Annotated in this window: 15 protein-coding genes; 3 read left to right on the top strand and 12 right to left on the bottom strand. The window is 44.1% G+C overall.

The genetic code is table 11. The features are described from left to right. Nucleotides 1-12 precede the first annotated feature (12 nt). The 10 genes from EO131_RS03145 to EO131_RS03100 form a co-directional block, all read right to left on the bottom strand. Nucleotides 13-1,605: a SulP family inorganic anion transporter gene (locus EO131_RS03145; RefSeq protein WP_127018884.1), complete on the bottom strand. Its 1,593-nt coding sequence runs from the start codon at nucleotides 1,603-1,605 to the stop codon at nucleotides 13-15. A gap of 75 nt (nucleotides 1,606-1,680) precedes the next feature. Further along, nucleotides 1,681-1,995: a hypothetical protein gene (locus EO131_RS03140; protein WP_127018883.1), complete on the bottom strand. Its 315-nt coding sequence runs from the start codon at nucleotides 1,993-1,995 to the stop codon at nucleotides 1,681-1,683. Nucleotides 1,996-2,047: 52 nt separating this feature from the next. Then, the gene (locus EO131_RS03135) at nucleotides 2,048-2,806 is read right to left on the bottom strand and encodes an SH3 domain-containing protein (RefSeq protein ID WP_127018882.1); all 759 of its coding nucleotides are present in this window, start codon (nucleotides 2,804-2,806) and stop codon (nucleotides 2,048-2,050) included. A 2-nt stretch (nucleotides 2,807-2,808) separates the two neighbouring features. Continuing rightward, entirely contained in the window at nucleotides 2,809-4,596 is a 1,788-nt protein-coding gene (locus EO131_RS03130) for a BatD family protein (RefSeq protein WP_127018881.1), read from the bottom strand. After that, complete coding sequence (locus tag EO131_RS03125) at nucleotides 4,596-5,498, bottom strand: tetratricopeptide repeat protein (protein WP_127018880.1); 903 nt, start codon at nucleotides 5,496-5,498, stop codon at nucleotides 4,596-4,598. The genes EO131_RS03130 and EO131_RS03125 overlap by 1 nt, the downstream gene beginning before the upstream one ends. Beyond that, a complete protein-coding gene (locus EO131_RS03120) occupies nucleotides 5,491-6,537 on the bottom strand; it encodes a VWA domain-containing protein (RefSeq protein ID WP_127018879.1) in 1,047 nt (348 codons plus the stop codon). Before EO131_RS03120 ends, EO131_RS03125 begins: the two co-directional genes overlap by 8 nt. A gap of 2 nt (nucleotides 6,538-6,539) precedes the next feature. After that, nucleotides 6,540-7,538, bottom strand: coding sequence for a vWA domain-containing protein (locus tag EO131_RS03115; protein ID WP_127018878.1), 999 nt, complete (start codon nucleotides 7,536-7,538; stop codon nucleotides 6,540-6,542). Beyond that, a complete protein-coding gene (locus tag EO131_RS03110; RefSeq protein WP_417935582.1) occupies nucleotides 7,538-9,199 on the bottom strand; it encodes a hypothetical protein in 1,662 nt (553 codons plus the stop codon). Before EO131_RS03110 ends, EO131_RS03115 begins: the two co-directional genes overlap by 1 nt. 3 nt (nucleotides 9,200-9,202) lie before the next feature. Beyond that, nucleotides 9,203-10,069, bottom strand: coding sequence for a DUF58 domain-containing protein (locus EO131_RS03105; RefSeq protein ID WP_127019001.1), 867 nt, complete (start codon nucleotides 10,067-10,069; stop codon nucleotides 9,203-9,205). A 71-nt stretch (nucleotides 10,070-10,140) separates the two neighbouring features. After that, a complete protein-coding gene (locus tag EO131_RS03100; RefSeq protein WP_127018877.1) occupies nucleotides 10,141-11,142 on the bottom strand; it encodes an AAA family ATPase in 1,002 nt (333 codons plus the stop codon). Between the two features lie 159 nt (nucleotides 11,143-11,301). Here EO131_RS03100 and EO131_RS03095 point away from each other — a divergent pair, with 159 nt between their 5' ends. The 3 genes from EO131_RS03095 to EO131_RS03085 are packed head-to-tail and all read left to right on the top strand — an operon-like array spanning nucleotide 11,302 to nucleotide 14,076. Further along, nucleotides 11,302-12,174: an aldo/keto reductase gene (locus tag EO131_RS03095; RefSeq protein ID WP_127018876.1), complete on the top strand. Its 873-nt coding sequence runs from the start codon at nucleotides 11,302-11,304 to the stop codon at nucleotides 12,172-12,174. 13 nt (nucleotides 12,175-12,187) lie between these two features. After that, a complete protein-coding gene (locus tag EO131_RS03090) occupies nucleotides 12,188-12,943 on the top strand; it encodes an SDR family NAD(P)-dependent oxidoreductase (protein ID WP_127018875.1) in 756 nt (251 codons plus the stop codon). Beyond that, nucleotides 12,940-14,076, top strand: a complete 1,137-nt coding sequence (locus tag EO131_RS03085; RefSeq protein ID WP_127018874.1) for an ATP-binding protein — start codon at nucleotides 12,940-12,942, stop codon at nucleotides 14,074-14,076. The genes EO131_RS03090 and EO131_RS03085 overlap by 4 nt, the downstream gene beginning before the upstream one ends. Here EO131_RS03085 and EO131_RS03080 read toward each other — a convergent pair. Together EO131_RS03080 and EO131_RS03075 are read right to left on the bottom strand one after the other, a co-directional pair. Then, nucleotides 14,073-16,001 (bottom strand): amylosucrase, encoded by a 1,929-nt coding sequence (locus tag EO131_RS03080; protein WP_127018873.1) that lies wholly within the window; start codon nucleotides 15,999-16,001, stop codon nucleotides 14,073-14,075. The genes EO131_RS03085 and EO131_RS03080 overlap by 4 nt on opposite strands. 6 nt (nucleotides 16,002-16,007) lie before the next feature. Next, nucleotides 16,008-16,946, bottom strand: a complete 939-nt coding sequence (locus tag EO131_RS03075) for a carbohydrate kinase family protein (protein WP_127018872.1) — start codon at nucleotides 16,944-16,946, stop codon at nucleotides 16,008-16,010. Between the last annotated feature and the right edge of the window lie 56 nt (nucleotides 16,947-17,002).

Raw genomic sequence — 17,002 nt, 5'->3', positions numbered from 1 at the left:
GATACATTAAATTTAACTTAAACTAATGCTCGATTTGGGCCGTGTTCTAAAAAACTCCACAAAACTGGGCGGGTTTTCCACGATTCCGCGTTTGGAGACCAGTTTAATGTCAATGTTACGTTCTTTGGCCTTAAAGGCAAAATCTTCGAGGATTTCGATGATGTCATTATCCAAGTATCTGGTTTTCATAAGGTCCAATTCCAAACAAGTATCGTTTGGAAGACTGTCCAATTCTTTTAAAATGGCCCCTTTGTTAAAAAAGGTGACTTCTTCGGCCAATGTCATTTTAATTTTATGCTTGCCGTTGCTTTTATCCTCAATATGGAGAAAATGCGAGTTTTGGTAGCTTTTTAATAGAATGACTACGATCCCCACCAACAATCCCAAGCTGATTCCCACCAGTAAATCGGTAAAAATAATGGCAACCACGGTTACGATAAACGGGACGAACTGTTTCCAACCCAATTTGTACATGGTTTTGAACAGGCTTGGCTTGGCCAGTTTGTAACCTACTACAAAAAGGATGGCCGCCAAGACCGATAAAGGAATCCTATTGAGTAATTTGGGAATTAAGATGACCGAGGCCAACAGCAGAAAACCATGTATTATGGCTGAAAGCTTTGTTCGCCCCCCGGATTGTATATTGGCGGAACTGCGAACGATCACTTGGGTAATGGGTAGTCCACCGATCAATCCGGATATGGTATTGCCTACTCCTTGGGCCAACAGCTCCCTGTTGGCAGGTGTGGTTCTCTTATGGGGATCCAATTTGTCCGTAGCCTCAACACACAGCAGTGTTTCCAAACTGGCTACCAAGGCTATGGTAAAAGCGGTTACCCAAATTTCTGGATTGGTTATTACCCCAAAGTTGGGGAAACTGAAAAAGCCAATAAAAGACTCAAAACTATCCGGAACTGGCACTGATACAAGGTGCTCTTCCGAAATACCCAGGGTACTGTTTCCTTTTGTAAGTGAAAAATAAAGAATACCCAATACCACGGCGACCAAGGGTCCTTGGACCAGCTCAAAAATTTTCCCTTTTTTATTCAGCACTTTATCCCAAAGAATAAGGATTCCCAAGCCCACTATCGCAATTATGGAAGCACCAGGACTTATGTAATTAATGGTATTGATGATTTCACTAAAGGTATTTTCGCCATCTACCTGAAAAAAGGCCCAATCGCCTTCCGGATCGGCATCGTATCCGAAAAAATGGGGTATTTGCTTAAGAATGATAATGATTCCGATACCTGTGAGCATTCCCTTGATCACGGATGAAGGAAAATAATAGGCAATGACCCCGGCTTTTAGAAAACCGAACAATATTTGGAGCAACCCCCCTAAAACCACTGCCAACAAGAAGTTTTGATAACCTCCGAGTGTTCCAATAGCTGTTAATACGATGGCGGCAAGACCAGCAGCCGGGCCGCTTACCCCTATTTGGGAACCGCTCAGGGCACCCACGATGATACCTCCAATGATTCCCGCTATGAGCCCTGAAAATAGGGGGGCTCCACTGGCAAGGGCAATACCCAAACAAAGCGGCAATGCCACAAAGAAGACCACAATACTGGCCGGCATGTCATTTTTAATATACTTAAACATGATATTATGTGTTGTTAACCTTCAATAATTTACACTATGAAGGTTTCAGTTAGAAATTGAATAAAAATGTAGAATTTAGGATATCAATTTCTTGGGAGGTGGGTCAAGAATTTCAATTGTGAATTCCAATACAGTGAATGAATAATCCAACGTATTTTGATGATGTTCCGCATTTAGGGTAGGATCAACGGAAAAGAAATTTTTAAGGATAAAATATTTACCGTCGAATATCTTGCTCTCCCCTAGGTCGTGTGAGTTGTTTTCTTCTTCGGATGAACCCAAAATCATGGCCGTGCAATATTCCTTCCCCAAAAAAGGAACTAAAGGAGCGGTCAACAATATTGTGACCAGCAATGCAGAAACAAAAGGAAGGGCCAGGATTCTAAGCACTGTCTTTTTTTGTAAATGTAATGAAATATGGCCAAGGCCATTCCGAATTTGCCTAAAAGTCTTTGAGGGCCTTGATGTTTTCCGTTGGCAACCAGCCGGTTTGTCCATCAGCAATCCTAATTTTTTCCCATCCATCAAGACTGTCCTCGATATTGACCTTTGTGCCTTCATGAAGGGTGAAAACTTGCTCGCTGGTTTTGTTCGGCTCAGAGGAAACGGATACTTCCTTACTGAATACAATGGCAGGATTGTCCCTTTGGTTTTGTTGTAATTGCAAATAGGCGATTAAAATACAAATTAGGCCAAATCCCAATGAAAAGAGGCTGGTAATAAATGCCATTCTTTTCCGATTTGCTTGTCTAATAAAATAATAAGCGAGGTAGGTGGCCACAAAAAGCAGCACCAAAGCAATAGCCAAATAGGCCCATTGGTTACAGGTAAATAGAAAAAGAATCTTGTTATATATTCGGGACAATTCGGTTTGGGGCATCTGTTCAATTGCATCCAAACGCATATTTTGGGCATAGCCCAAATTGTTCAGGATTTCGTCGTCGTTTGGTTTTAATAGGAGTGCCTTTTCATAATAGTAGATACTAGGGCCAATGGAGTTGAGCTTGTAATAGCAATTCCCCATGTTGAAGTATAGCTCGGCTGAATGTTGCCCGCTGTCCAGAATTTTTTCATAGTTGGCAATCGCTTCGGTATATTTCCCATTATTGTACAGCTCTGTGGCCTCGTCAAACAGCTTTTCATTTTGGGAAAATCCCAATGAAAATGCGAATAGAACAAATAAAAAGACAACCTTTTTCATTCTCATAACTGTTTGTCCAATTTAGAGATTACATCGCTGGCCTTATCGTAGTCGTTTTGCATCTGTACGTTCGAAAATGGACTGTATCGTGCCATTTCACAACTGGTCAACAAATCGATAAATCCTTTGGCATCTTCTTGGGCCACATTTTTTTCACCGAGTATCATGGTGATTTTTTCCTTGCTGAATTCTGTGGTTTCAATATGCAATTTTGCTTTCAGGTAGTTGTGAAGGCTTTTCTCCAACGCCACATAAAAGGCCTCTTTGTTGCCCAAGTTCTTTTTGGCGGTGGATAGGTATTTCTTGGCCAGTTTATTGGCTTGCTTTATTCGATTGCCGACTACATCACTGGCAATGGCCTCCCTTTTCTTAAAGATCAATATGGCCAAAGGTATGAGCAACAAGGGCAAAAACAATAACAGATAAAATGCTCGTGAACCAAAGAAACAGGTGATGTTCGTTGCAACTAAATTGGCATCCGTTTTAATAAAATGGAACTGTTTGCCAGTCGGTACTACCAATTGTTTGTTCACGCCAGGGGCAATATTTGTATTGTCAGAAGAGCCTGCGGGGCCATCAATTACTTCAATATTGATTTCATCGGAGTTTAGTGTAACGTATTGCTCTGTTTTGGGATCAAAATAACTGAAGGCAATACTGGGAATCGGATATTTTCCACGGAAGGAGGGTACAATGGTGTAATTGTTGGCCACTTTACCTTCCATTCCGGTACTATAGGTCCTGATGTTTTCATCGTATTCGGGTTCGTAGACCTCCAGCGCGCTTGGCAATACCGGTTCTGGCAGTTGGAACAGTTTTAAGTTCCCCTTTCCAGAAATCTCGACCCTGGCCTGAAGGGATTCGGCAGCATTAAGTTGGGTCTTGCTGGTGGTAACGGAAAAATCGAACTCACCGACGGCCCCGCTGAAATTGGCGGGTTTGCCTGCCTCTGGTAATGCCTTGACGTTTATGGTCCGTTTCCCTGCAGACACCGTTTTACTGGTCTGGGTATAGATCCTACCGCCAAAAAAGTCCCTTCTATTGGTGGGGACATCCACAAAAATTTCCAAAGACAATGGTTCTATGTCCAATTTACCGGCTTTTTGTGGGTAGAGCACCACTCGTTTTAAAACCACGTAGCGGTACGGCTTGCCTTCATAAGTGCCATTGAGTACCGTATGTTCGGTTACCGGGATATCCTGGCTCCAGAAATTGTTGTAGGTAGGATTGTCCAATGGCCGGTAGTTCGTCACTTTAATGTCTGGGCTCACATATAATTTGTATACGACCGTTACCGCTTCATTCAGGTAGGGATTGCCTTTTGAAACCTCCGCGACCAAATGCAAACTTTCGTCCGCTACATCATCTACGGTTTTTTGGTCGTTGGGCTTATCCACGGCGGCGGTTACTTCTACCTGCTTTGGTGTAGTTTTGTAGGTTTCCCCGGCAATATCGATGGTTGCCTGTTGAATGGTGAAGTTGCCCCGAGCAATAGGGGTCAGGATATAGGTGTAGGTTTTGGAAAAAGTACGTTTACCATTGATCCAACTGGAACTGATGGATTGTGAGGGGCCCATAACTACACGGAATCCATCAAAGGAAGGTGGGCTGAAATTGTCCCCGTCCTTGTTCATGGTAAAATCGACACGCAAGCGTTCGTTGATACCCAATTTTTCCTTGCTGAGATTCATGGTAAAAGAAACCCCCTCTTCATCCTGGGCATGGGAAATGGTCCCCGCAAAGAGTACCAGTCCCAAAAACAGCATTATGTTGCCCTTGATGCTTTTCATTACCAATCCTTTTCGTTTTTCACCTTTTTGCCCCTAACTTTTCTAGCCTCAATTTTTTCCTGCACCTTTTTCTCCTCGTTTTGCATGGCCTCTAGCAAATTCTGGATCTGTTGTTGAGACAGCTGGTTGGGACGGGGTTGTTGTTTCTGGTCTTGGGGCTGATCTCCTTCATTGGGTTTTTTCTCCTGTTCTTTTTTCTCGTCTCCATCCCCTTTTTGGTTTTCCTCGGGCTTGTCCTCACCATTTTCACCTTGGTCCCCTTGATCTTTGTTCTGATCTTGATCCTGTTTGCCTTCGTCCTGTTTATCGTTATCGCCCCCTTCGTTTTTCTGGTCCTTGTTTTGATCTTGGTTTTGATCTTTCTTGTCCTGCTGGTCTTGATTGTCCTTGTTATCCTGATTTTGATCGTTCTTTTGCTCGTCCTGTTGTTTTTCGAGCATTTTTTTGGCCAGAGCCAAGTTGTAACGGGTCTCCTCGTCGTTTGGGTTGTTTCTTAGGGCCTCTTTATAGGCTTCCACGGCTTTTTCGTATTCCTTGTTTTTCATGAACACGTTACCCATGTTGTGGAAAGCCTTATGTTTTTCGGGTTTGTCTTCTGCAGCTTCCCCGGCCTGTTTGTAGCGTCCAAAAGCTTCACCATAACTTTCGCGGTTATAGTAGGCGTTGCCCAAATTAAAGGGTGCAGCCGCGTTTTTATCACTTTTGGATATGGCTTTCCGGAGGTTGGCCTCCGCATCCACAAAGTCGTTTGCGGTGAGTTCCTTGTTGGCTTCCCAAGTAAGGTTGGTTGATTCCCGCAATGCTTTTTCCGCCAATTTCTGTGCTTCTTCGGCAGCTTTGTCCTGTGCATTGACAATCCCAACGTACAATAAAAGCCCCAACATTAATCTTATCTTATGCATCGCCATGTTCATTAAAAAGATTTAGTTTTTTCAGCCATTGGGTTTTTCGGTCCAAAATGAAGATGTCCAAAAATAAAAATAAAAATCCGGCAGCAAGAAACCATTGGAATTGGTCCTTGTATTCTGCAAATTGTTTGGCCTCAAATTCCGTTTTGTCCATTCGGTTCAGCTGCTCCTTTATGTATTCCACAGCCGCTTCGGTATTGGAACCGTCAATATACTCACCATTTCCCCTATCGGCAATATTGGCAAGTATGGTCTCGTTCAATCGGGTGATCACCACTTCGCCTTCATTGTCTTTTTTCAAGCTTTCCACAATTCCATTTCGCTTGATGGGAATAGGGGCACCTTTTTCTTTTCCAACACCAATCGTGAAAATCTGAATCCCGTTTTGAACGGCATTTTCCACGGAAGTAGTTGTTGAACTTTCGGAATGGTCCTCACCATCCGAAACAATGAACAATACCCGATTGGTTTGTTGGGAATCGTCATAATAGGTGCTGGCAAGGTCGATGGCCGCATTTATGGCCGTACCTTGGGACGACAACATATCGGTGTTCATGCTTTGCAGGAACATTTTGGCGGCTCCGTAGTCCGTGGTAATGGGCAGTTGGGGGTAGGCCTGACCTGCGTAGGCAATGATTCCGATACGATCACTAGCCAATTGGTTGATGATTTCGGATACAATGCGCTTTGCCTTTTCGAGTCGGTTGGGGGCAATATCCTCGGCCAACATACTTTTGGAAACGTCGATGGCAAAAACAATATCCACACCTTCCCTTTTTACGGTTTCCAGTTTGGTGCCAATCTTTGGATTGACCAATCCAAGGATTAGAAAGGAAAGGCCTGCCAATAAAAAAGCAAGTTTTAATGCGGATTTAAAACTGGAACGATTGGGTGCCAAACGCTTCATCAATTTGGCATTGGCAAAGCGTTTTTGGGTTCGTTTTTTCCAAATTTGAAGAAAAAAGAAGGCCAGGGCCATAATCGGAACTATGGCCAAGAGGTAGAAATATATTTTTTCGTCAAACTGAATCATTCCTAAATAAAACTTTTAAAGATGGAATTGCGCAATCCCCATTCGAGCAAAAGAAAAATGCCGGCCAGGAAAATCAATGGACGGAACTTTTCTTCGTACTTATAGTATTTGAATTCCTCTATTTCGGTTTTTTCCAATTTATTGATTTCATCATAAATCTCCTCCAGCGATTCATTATCGGTGGCACGGAAATATTTGCCGCCTGTAACCTCGGCAATTTCCTTCAACAGATCTTCATCGATCTCAACCTGCCGCATGCCATACCGGAAGGATCCATCGCGATTGTATGCAATGGGCGACAGAGCATTTCCGTTGGTGCCCAAACCTATGGTATAGGTTTTGATCCCAAATTCGACGGCAAGATCAGCGGCGGTCCTGGGTTCTATAAACCCAGAATTGTTCACACCGTCTGTTAACAGGATAATGACTTTACTAACGGCCTTGCTTTCCTTCAATCGGTTTACAGAGGTAGCCAATCCCATGCCAATAGCGGTACCATCTTCCAGTTCACCATAGGTGATTTCGTTCAAGGCACTCAGTACAATGGTCTTGTCACTGGTAATGGGGGTTTTGGTATAACTTTCCCCGGCATAGCCCACGATTCCGATACGGTCGTTCGGGCGTTCCTTGATGAAATTGGCGGCCACTTCCTTCAATGCGGATAATCGGTTGGGCTTAAGATCGCGTGCCAGCATACTTGAAGACACGTCGATGGCCATTACAATATCGATACCCTTCGTTGTTTTGGTACGGGTTGAAATATCTTCTGTTTGTGGTCTGGCCAATGCGGTAATTATGGCCGCCAGCGCCAAAAGCCGCAATATAAAAAGTGCCGGTTTGATCTTGGCAGTCCAATGGCTTATTGAAAAACCCTTGATACTTGAAATGCGCAAGGAGGCCATTTCATTTTTGCGCTTGAAAAAATACCAAAGCAAAGCCACTGGCAGCGATAGCAACAGCCAAAAGAACTCAGGGTTTGCAAATTCAATATTTTCAAACATTACACTTGTGTTTTTACATCCAAACTGCTCAGGATTCGCTCTACAATCTGTTCCGCATATTCATCTCCATCTTCCCAAGTAATCACGACCTGTTGCATAAATCCTTTGCCACCGAAGGATAGGATGTTGTACTTTGCTTTTTTGCCTTCATTGGCCCCAGAATCTTCAAATGTTCCGGTACCGAACGTTTTCAATCCTTTTACACCGGATTTGGTCACGAACTCCTCTTGTTTGGTAATGATGTTCTTTAGTCCCAATTGCTCAAAATTGGACAGAATACCACCAACGGCACCATCAAAATTGGGTTCATTTTGTTCTTTGTAGGTCACCGAACTGGCACTTACAGAAAAGATGCCCACATAACTTCCATAGGAAAAAGCCTGAAGTTCCTTGATCAATTCCTGCGTTTCCTTGGGGAGGTCTATTTCTTGGCGCACCAACACATCCGGCGTCTCCAATTCTACAGGAGGGAATCCGTAGGAACTGGATATCCATTCGTTTTCCAAAAGGTCCTTGGTGGGATATCCGAAAACTGTATCGCGTACTTTTTTGAAACCAAAATAAGTGACAGAAAACATACTGCCCAAGAACAATATGCCCACAAAAATGGCAGCTGCCCAATATAAGCGTTTACGCTGTTTTTTCTTGGCCAATTCTGCCAAATATTCCTCGTTCAACATCAGGTCTTCCTCAGTAGGCTCGGGAAGAGCCTCATGGGTTTTGGTAACCAGTAACTCTACTATTTTCCGATCTTGTTCTGCCACAGAAGTAGCCGGTTTGGACTTGGCAAACTTTACCAAATCGGCAGTCTGCAATATTTTTTGGAATTGATGGATGGTATCGTCCTCCAGCTTGAGCTCCCCGGCATCACGAAGCATTTCCAGTTTGGTGATCAGTTCCGATGTGGTACTCTCCATGGCGGAAAGGTGTACATCTTCCTCAAGATACATTCGCACAATTTGGGTGAGCTCGGAATAATATTGTTTGTACTCGTCTTGGATAAGGTATCTGGAATTTTCCAATTTTTTAAGCTCAAGAAGCGCACGATCGTAAGGCGGCAACAACGCCTCTTTTTCGGCTTCGGAAAGTGGTTTTTTTCGAAATACGAACCAATAAAGCAAAGCGGCCACCACGGCAAGTCCCAACAAAATCCATAGCAGGGTTTTCCAAATATTCGCAGTGCTGCGCTCCACTTGGATCAATGGCTTGATGTCGAACATCTTTTGTTTGGTGGTATCCACGGCAACATCCGCCACTTTCACTTGAAAGGAATCGGTAAAGATCTGCTGCTCATTAATGGTGACCAACTGTGGGGGAATGGTATAGGCCCCACTGTCGAACTGTGTTAGGGCATAGATTCGTTCAAGGGTCACCCTGTCGTTGTTTCTGAGCGTATCCGCCATAATGGCCTCCACGGTTTCCAAGGGCGAAAAGGTCTGTCCCTCGGGAAAATGAACTACGTCCGTTGAATCCGCTTCCACGGTAATTTTGTATTGGATCTGCTCACCAATTTTAATGGAAAGGGTATCTACTTCCGCATTGACCTTGGGTTGCTCTTGGGCAATCGTTAGGTTGGGAACGAACAAAAAGAACAATGCAAACCTTAGCACCCAAAGCGGGAGATTCATCTTCTTGCCTGTATGTTTTTGTTCCATCTGCATGTGTTATGCTCTTCGTTTAAAATAACCCAACAATTTGCGGACATAGCTCTCATCGGTTCTGCAACTGATTACCCCACAGCCAGATTTAGTGAAGGAATCCGAAAAATAAGCTACCCGTTCCATGTGGTATTTTCCATAAGCGTTCCGAATTCGTTTGGATTGGGTGTTCACCAATTGCAGCGCCCCGGTTTCTGCGTCCTGCATTTGTACCATGCCCAGGTTGGGAATGGACTCTTCACGATGATCGTAAACACGGATTCCAGTAACGTCGTGTTTGTTGCCAACGATCCTGAGGGTATTCTGGTAATCGTCCGCAATAAAATCGGAAAGCACAAATACAATGGCCTTTTTCTTCATCACGTTGGTCAAAAACTTCAAAGCCTCCGAAATGTTGGTCTTGCTGCTTTTTGGGGTAAATTCCAACAGCTCCCTGATGATGCGCAAGACATGGCTTTTTCCTTTTTTGGGCGGGATGAACAGTTCCACCTCATCCGAAAATAGGATAACGCCCACCTTATCGTTGTTTTGAAGGGCCGAAAAAGCAAGCGTTGCCGAAATTTCTGTGATGATTTCCTTCTTGAACTGCTTTGCCGTACCAAAAAGCTCCGATCCACTGACGTCAACCACCAACATCATGGTAAGTTCACGCTCTTCCTCAAAAACCTTAACAAAGGGTTCGTTGTAACGGGCCGTTACGTTCCAGTCGATACTTCGCACATCGTCCCCAAATTGATACTGTCGAACCTCACTGAAAGTCATTCCCCGTCCCTTGAACGTAGAGTGGTATTCCCCACCAAAGATATGGTCGGAAAGACGACGGGTCTTGATTTCAATTTTTCGTACTTTTTTAAGTAGTTCCTTTGTATCCATTTGGTTCAAAAAAAAGGGGTTTTTCGGGTTGGCTTAAAGTAGGGCTACTTTTACCGAGAAACATTGAACCGCTACGGCACTTCTACCTCGTTTACGATTTTGTTGATGATTTCTTCGGAAGTAATGTTTTCGGCCTCAGCCTCGTAAGTAATGCCGATCCTGTGGCGCAACACATCGTGTACCACGGCCCTTACGTCCTCAGGAACCACATAGCCCCTTCGTTTGATAAACGCGTAGCATTTGGAGGCAATGGCCAAATTGATACTGCCCCTTGGCGAGGCACCAAAGCTTATCAATGGCTTAAGACTTTCAAGATTGTATTTCTCTGGATATCTGGTAGCAAAGATGAGATCCAGAATGTATTTTTCGATTTTTTCGTCCATGTACACTTCGCGGACAGTGCTCTGCGCCCGAAGGATTTGTTCAAGGGAAACCACCTGTTTTATCGGTTCGGTATCTCCTTTTAAGTTTTGACGGATGATCAATTGTTCCTCGTTCAACTTTGGATAATCGATCACCGTTTTAAGCATAAATCGGTCCACTTGCGCTTCAGGAAGGGGATAGGTACCTTCTTGTTCCACAGGGTTTTGGGTGGCCATTACCAAGAAAGGGGCATCCAACTTAAAGGTTTCGTCACCGATGGTCACCTGTTTTTCCTGCATGGCCTCCAAAAGTGCCGATTGTACCTTTGCCGGGGCCCGGTTGATCTCATCCGCCAGCACAAAGTTGGCAAAAATGGGTCCTTTTTTGATGGAGAAATCGTTCTCCTTGATGTTATAGATCAATGTTCCGATAACATCCGCAGGTAAAAGGTCCGGTGTAAATTGGATACGGCTAAAACTGCCCTTAACGGCTTTTGCCAGTGTATTGATGGCCAAGGTCTTTGCAAGTCCGGGAACACCTTCCAATAAGATGTGTCCCTTGCCCAAGAGGCCGATCAGCAATCGTTCGACCATGTGGGTTTGACCAACAATGGTCTTGTTCATTTCAGTGGTAAGAAGGTCAATAAAAGCACTTTCTTGGGTAATTTTCTCATTCACAGCACTAATATCGATAGTAGTGTTTTCTTCCATGCTAAGCTCTTGTTGTTTGGTATTACTGTTAGTAATTTTGGTTGGCTGTGCAAAATGAAAATTTATTTAAAACCTGCCTGTTAATTAATGGTTAAAAAAAACGCTAAACCCCTAGTTTTATGAAGGATTTAAGGGTTTAATTTTATACTTTCATCCCATATGCAACAGACGAGGAATTTTTCCAGGATCATATCCGGAACCATGACGTGGGGAAGTTGGGGCAACCAACTTTCCAAGAAAGAAATGAGCGAATTGATGCACCATTGCATTGCTTGCGGCTTGACCACTTTTGACCATGCTGATATATACGGGAGCTACTCCACCGAAGGCGATTTTGGCGCAGCCTTTGCCGAGAGTGGAATACAAAGGGAAGATATCCAACTGATTTCCAAGTGTGGGATACAGATGACTCGGGGTAGGGACAATGCCATCAATCACTACCAATACGACAAGGAATATATTATTTGGTCAGTTGAGCGCAGTTTGAAAAAATTGGGAACAGATTACTTGGATTTGCTTCTCCTGCACAGGCCAAGCCCATTAATGGAACCCTATGAAATAGCGGAAGCCATTGAGCAATTGAAAAGGAGTGGAAAGATCAAGCAATTTGGAGTGTCCAATTTTACCCCATCACAGATTGCCATGCTGGAGAAGGCCATTCCGGTGAGTGCAAACCAAGTTGAATTTTCCCTTACCCATGATGCGCCCATGTACGATGGCACTTTTGATGACTGTATCTACAACAATAGAATGGCTATGGCTTGGAGTCCTCTTGGGACATTTTTTAGGGAGAAGGATACTCGAACCAAACGCATAAAAAAAGCCATGGAACCGCTAATGGAAAAATATGGTGTTGATGAGAGTCAATTATTGCTGGCTTGGTTAATGAAACATCCGGCAACCATTTTTCCGGTGATCGGGACCACAAATAAGAAAAGAATCGAACAATCGGCCAAAGCGGCCAAAATAGCATTGGAACTTCAGGATTGGTTTGCACTTTTAGTGGCAAGCCAAGGCCATGATGTACCGTAAAATAATATTTGGAATGGGAAAAACAGCTTTGATAACCGGAGCAACGAGTGGAATAGGAAAAGCGACCGCAGCTTTATTTGCCAAGCAAGGATTCAAGTTGATTCTTTGTGGCCGCAGACAGGAACGTTTGGAACAACTCCAAAATGAACTGGGAAGGGATACCGCCATTTTTGCCCTTAATTTTGATGTTAGAAATCGAGAGGAAGTGTTTTCTGCCATTGGGAATTTGCCCAAAGAGTTTTCAGATATCGACATTTTGGTCAACAATGCAGGTAATGCCCATGGGTTGGACCCCATTGATAAGGGCAACCCCGACGATTGGGATGCCATGTTGGACATCAACGTGAAGGGATTGCTTTATGTTTCCAAAGCTGTAATACCCAAGATGGTCGACCGAAAATCGGGCCATATCATCAACATTGGTTCCACGGCCGGCAAGGAAGTATACCCAAATGGTAATGTGTATTGCGCCAGTAAACATGCAGTCGATGCCATTAATCAAGGTATGCGTATCGATCTTAATCCTTATGGAATCCGAGTTGGGGCGGTTAACCCTGGATTGGTCGAAACGGAGTTCAGCGAAGTGCGGTTTAAAGGGGATTCGGATAGGGCATCCAAAGTGTATCAGGGATTTCAGCCATTGAAACCCGAAGATATCGCCGATATCATACTCTTTGTGGTGACCAGACCCTACCATGTGAACATTGCGGACCTCATTGTGATGCCCACGGCGCAGGCCAGTAGTACAATAGTGAAAAAGGACCTATGATCAACAAACGCCTTCTTGTAAAAAACTTATTGGCGCACAACGACGAAAACAGTTTTTACGATAAGAAGCGTTTTATATCCATTGGTGAAAAAGAAGGAAAGGCCAAATTTTTAAAGCATGTCTGTGCTTTGGCCAATAGCAACCCAAAGAACAATTCCTTTATTGTGATCGGTGTGGAGGATGCCGACAACGAAATTGTTGGGGTCGACTTTTTTGATGACAGCAAGATACAGAACCTGGTAAATGCCTACTTGGACAATCCGCCATTGATCTCTTATGAAAATATTCCTTTTCCCCACCTGCCCGAAGGCAAAGTGGTGGGTCTGGTGACCATCCGTTCCAATGGAAAGGTATGTGCACTGCGCAAAAATATCTGGAAATACTATGGTGGCTCGGTATTTTTTCGGGAAGGCAGCATAAGTCTTCCCAAAGCCTATGGGATTGAATTGAAAGACATCAACTCCAATGTGGTGGCGATGCTCGAGCAACATGCCCGCAATAATATTGAACTTACGCTGGATGCCGTGATCAATTTCATGAACACAAGGCACCCAGATCTAACCAGTGACTATAAGGTCTTCAAAGAGCAATTTGTGGTTTGCTGGGCGGGCAATAAAAAGAAGGTAAAGAACAAAATCTACTATTCCAGGGTAGATATTGAACTGATCAACGAACAGGTCAAATTGTTTTACTCCGCTTTGGATGAAATCACCATCGAATATGATGACGACTCCTTCAGCACGTTGGAATATGTGCAATTGGGACTTGGGGCACAACAAAAATACTATCCCCTGGAAGAAATGGTGATTACCTTTTCCGAAAATGGGAAGTATACCATCAACAGTAAATTGGTGTTCGAGCCGCCACAGTACGATAAAAAAACCTTGTACCACGTGTACAACACGAACAACTCGCTCCTGAAAAAACTGGAATCCAACATTCCGATGACAGCGGCAGAACATGTGGATGTGACCCACCTACCGGCCACATATCTCATTTGTTACCTTAATGGATTTGAAGAGGCAAAAGAACAATTGGAAAATGCGAGACCCTTATTGAAGGCTTATGATTCCCATGTGTACCAATCCGTGAAAGAATCGTTGCGAATCCTAAGAAAAGTCCGTTACAACTAGGACTTTTTCAGCCAGATCAGCTGGTAGGGTGCTATTTCCAACAAACCGCTATTGATACTCACTTTGTTTTCCGTCACCAAATCCACCGGGTCTCCTTGGGCAAAATATCCGAGCTTTTTGATCCAACTGGTTTCAATTACTTGCGGATTTTGATCGAAGTTGCTCAGAACCAACAACCCTTCGCCGGAGGCTAATTTTCTTTCAAAAACCAAGATATGATCGTTTCCCGTATGGCAAAGGGATAAATTATTGTGGTCTGCGAAAACCGGCTCATTTTTTCGAATGGCAATCAATCGCTTTAAAGTATGGAAGATTTTGGATGGTGGAGATTGTATGTCGTCAAGTTTTGCAATGGTTTCCCAATCCTGCATGGGTCGGTTAACCCATCGGTTGTCCTCCTTTTTGGCCGGATCTTTTTGGTACGAATAGTCGTTTAGGGTGCCAATTTCATCACCGGCATAGATCAAGGGTATACCACCAAAAGCAAGGGTTATCCCGTGCAGCATGATGATTTTGGAAATGGATGCTTCGATAAGCGACTTGTCGTTCAAGGCCAAGCCCTTTTCCAGCCCCAAAAGTGATGCCGCGCTGCCAGTAATACGTCCATCCCCCGTTTTTGGGTTGTACATGAACATGAGCCCAGTGGCGGGCGACCAATCCAAATGTTGACAATAGTAGTCCAACAAAAATTTACGGTGCATATCGGGGCTCCAGCCCAATTCTTGGATCAAATGGTTTTCATACCCCAACCCAATGTCGTCATGGCAACGGATGTAATTGATCCACGTACAATCTTTGGGTTTATCGGGCACATGCAGGAGACTTTTATAAAGCAATGTTGTTTTTTTGGTGGCAACGGAATTCCACAACAATGCCATTAAGGATGCATTGTAAGCAATCTCGCATTCGTTCCCCTCTTTTTGGTCCACCCCAAAATATTTGATGATATCCATTGGAGCCACAATGGCTTCGGCCAATAAAATGACACCGGGAGCCACCACTTGCAGGCACATCCTGAAAAGTGCGATCAGGGTATGGGCCTCGGGCAGGTTTTGGGAGATGGTCCCCATTTTTTTCCATAGGAAAGCCAGTGCATCAAAACGGACCACATCAACCCCTTGGTCCGATAATTTGACCAGATTGGTCAACATTTCCAGAAACACATCAGGGTTGGTATAGTTGAGGTCCCACTGATAGCTGTTGAAAACGGTCATGACCCAACGTCCCATTTCGGGGATGTAGGTGAAACTTCCGGGAGAGGTTTCCGGAAAGACTTCCGGCAATGTTTTTTCAAACTCGGCTGGAATCGTGTAATCCTCAAAAGTGTAGTAGTACCCTTGGTATTTTTTATCGCCCCTGATGGCCTTTTTCGCCCAAGAAAATTCGTTGGAGGTATGGTTCACCACAAAATCCAACATCAGGTAAATACCCTGTTTTCTAAATTCTGCGGTCAGTTCCAAAAGATCTTCTTTGGTTCCGTATTTGGGGTCTACTTTTAGGTAGTCGTTTACGGCATAGCCCCCATCACTTTCACCCTTCGGTCGGGTGGTAATGGGCATCAAATGGAGAAAGTTGACCCCTAACTCCTTGAAATACGGTATTTTTTCACGCAAGCCCTTCAAATCTTTGTTGAAGTGCTCCACATAAAGTTGCATGCCCACAATTTTTTCGGACTGGTACCAATTGCCTTCCTCGATTCGAGAGATGTCCTGAAGTTTCAAATGTTCTGGACGCTCCTTGAAAAGAACAGGCAAAAGGGACAATAATTTTTGAAAATTGTCCAGGTTGGTTTCCTCGGGATATAGGGAAAAGTACAGTTGCTGGATCAGGGTAAGGTTGGTGGCCAAACGTTGATCGAACAAGATCTTGGGGTCCTTTTTTTTGGCATTTGCCATTAAAAGTCGGTGGAGGCTGGCTTGGTTCATCTTGGGTTACAGTTGGTCCTTGGTCGGCAGGGCCACAATGGCGCCATATTTGGTTGTGGTAATGGCTCCGGCCTTGTTGGCGGTTTGTACCATTTTTTCCAGCAAGGCAAAATCCTCAAAAATGGTTTCGAAAGTGCCCAAATTCGATATTTGATACAGCAGGCAGCCGATAAAGGCATCACCCGCACCTGTAGTGTCAACTGGGGTTACCTTTATGCTGGGTATAAGTTTTTTGGTGCCTTGAGAACTTAACAAAGTGCCTTCGCCACCAAGGGTTACCGTGATAATTTTGGTGCCCACTTCATGCAATTTGTCACACGCTTCGTAAATATCGGTCTTGCCTGATAGTAATTGGGCCTCCTCTTTACTGAACTTGCACAGATGCGATTTTTCAATAAACGGCATGCACTTTTTTATAAAGGTATCCTCATCTTCCTTCCATAAATCGCCCCTAAAATTGGGATCAAAGCTGATGAACATATCTTTGGTAAGACCATCAAAAAGGTATTTGCCATACGCCTTTTCCAAAGAACCGCCCAATAGTGCCGTGGCAGCGCCCAAATGCAGCATGTTGCCCTGCAATACCTTGCGCAAGGTCGGGTCGTATTCCAATTCTTTATCGGCTCCCCTACTGAATACGAAGTCACGTTCCCCATCCTCTGCCAACGAAACAAAAGCCAGTGTGGTGAATGTTTTGGACAATTGGGTGAGTGAAATGTCTACCCCTTCATGTTTTAAGGTGTCCAACAAAAATTTTCCAAAGGGATCGTTTCCAACGCAACCGATAAAAACACCCTTTCCGCCTAATTTAGCGATGGCACAGGCCACATTGGCCGGGGCACCTCCCGCTTTTTTGGTGAATTGGACAGCTTTGGAGAGATCATTCCCCTGCTTTTCCGCGACAAAATCTATCAATAACTCTCCTATACAGTAAACCCTTTTCATCTCTTATTGTTAATATTCTAAGGTACACAGAATTTTGTTCCACGGCCAAATATCCC

Source organism: Flagellimonas beolgyonensis, assembly GCF_003992615.1.
Lineage (GTDB): Bacteria > Bacteroidota > Bacteroidia > Flavobacteriales > Flavobacteriaceae > Flagellimonas > Flagellimonas beolgyonensis.
This window is presented reverse-complemented; position numbering and strand designations above follow the sequence as displayed.

What these genes read in the sequence shown, in the direction of transcription:
- EO131_RS03080 (WP_127018873.1), bottom strand. Translation starts at nt 16,001, where the DNA reads ATGAACCAAGCCAGCCTCCACCGACTTTTAATGGCAAATGCCAAAAAA.
- EO131_RS03125 (WP_127018880.1), bottom strand. Translation starts at nt 5,498, where the DNA reads ATGCATAAGATAAGATTAATGTTGGGGCTTTTATTGTACGTTGGGATT.
- EO131_RS03135 (WP_127018882.1), bottom strand. Translation starts at nt 2,806, where the DNA reads ATGAAAAAGGTTGTCTTTTTATTTGTTCTATTCGCATTTTCATTGGGA.
- EO131_RS03120 (WP_127018879.1), bottom strand. Translation starts at nt 6,537, where the DNA reads ATGATTCAGTTTGACGAAAAAATATATTTCTACCTCTTGGCCATAGTT.
- EO131_RS03105 (WP_127019001.1), bottom strand. Translation starts at nt 10,069, where the DNA reads ATGGATACAAAGGAACTACTTAAAAAAGTACGAAAAATTGAAATCAAG.
- EO131_RS03100 (WP_127018877.1), bottom strand. Translation starts at nt 11,142, where the DNA reads ATGGAAGAAAACACTACTATCGATATTAGTGCTGTGAATGAGAAAATT.
- EO131_RS03085 (WP_127018874.1), top strand. Translation starts at nt 12,940, where the DNA reads ATGATCAACAAACGCCTTCTTGTAAAAAACTTATTGGCGCACAACGAC.
- EO131_RS03110 (WP_417935582.1), bottom strand. Translation starts at nt 9,199, where the DNA reads ATGCAGATGGAACAAAAACATACAGGCAAGAAGATGAATCTCCCGCTT.
- EO131_RS03075 (WP_127018872.1), bottom strand. Translation starts at nt 16,946, where the DNA reads ATGAAAAGGGTTTACTGTATAGGAGAGTTATTGATAGATTTTGTCGCG.
- EO131_RS03115 (WP_127018878.1), bottom strand. Translation starts at nt 7,538, where the DNA reads ATGTTTGAAAATATTGAATTTGCAAACCCTGAGTTCTTTTGGCTGTTG.
- EO131_RS03130 (WP_127018881.1), bottom strand. Translation starts at nt 4,596, where the DNA reads ATGAAAAGCATCAAGGGCAACATAATGCTGTTTTTGGGACTGGTACTC.
- EO131_RS03095 (WP_127018876.1), top strand. Translation starts at nt 11,302, where the DNA reads ATGCAACAGACGAGGAATTTTTCCAGGATCATATCCGGAACCATGACG.
- EO131_RS03145 (WP_127018884.1), bottom strand. Translation starts at nt 1,605, where the DNA reads ATGTTTAAGTATATTAAAAATGACATGCCGGCCAGTATTGTGGTCTTC.
- EO131_RS03090 (WP_127018875.1), top strand. Translation starts at nt 12,188, where the DNA reads ATGGGAAAAACAGCTTTGATAACCGGAGCAACGAGTGGAATAGGAAAA.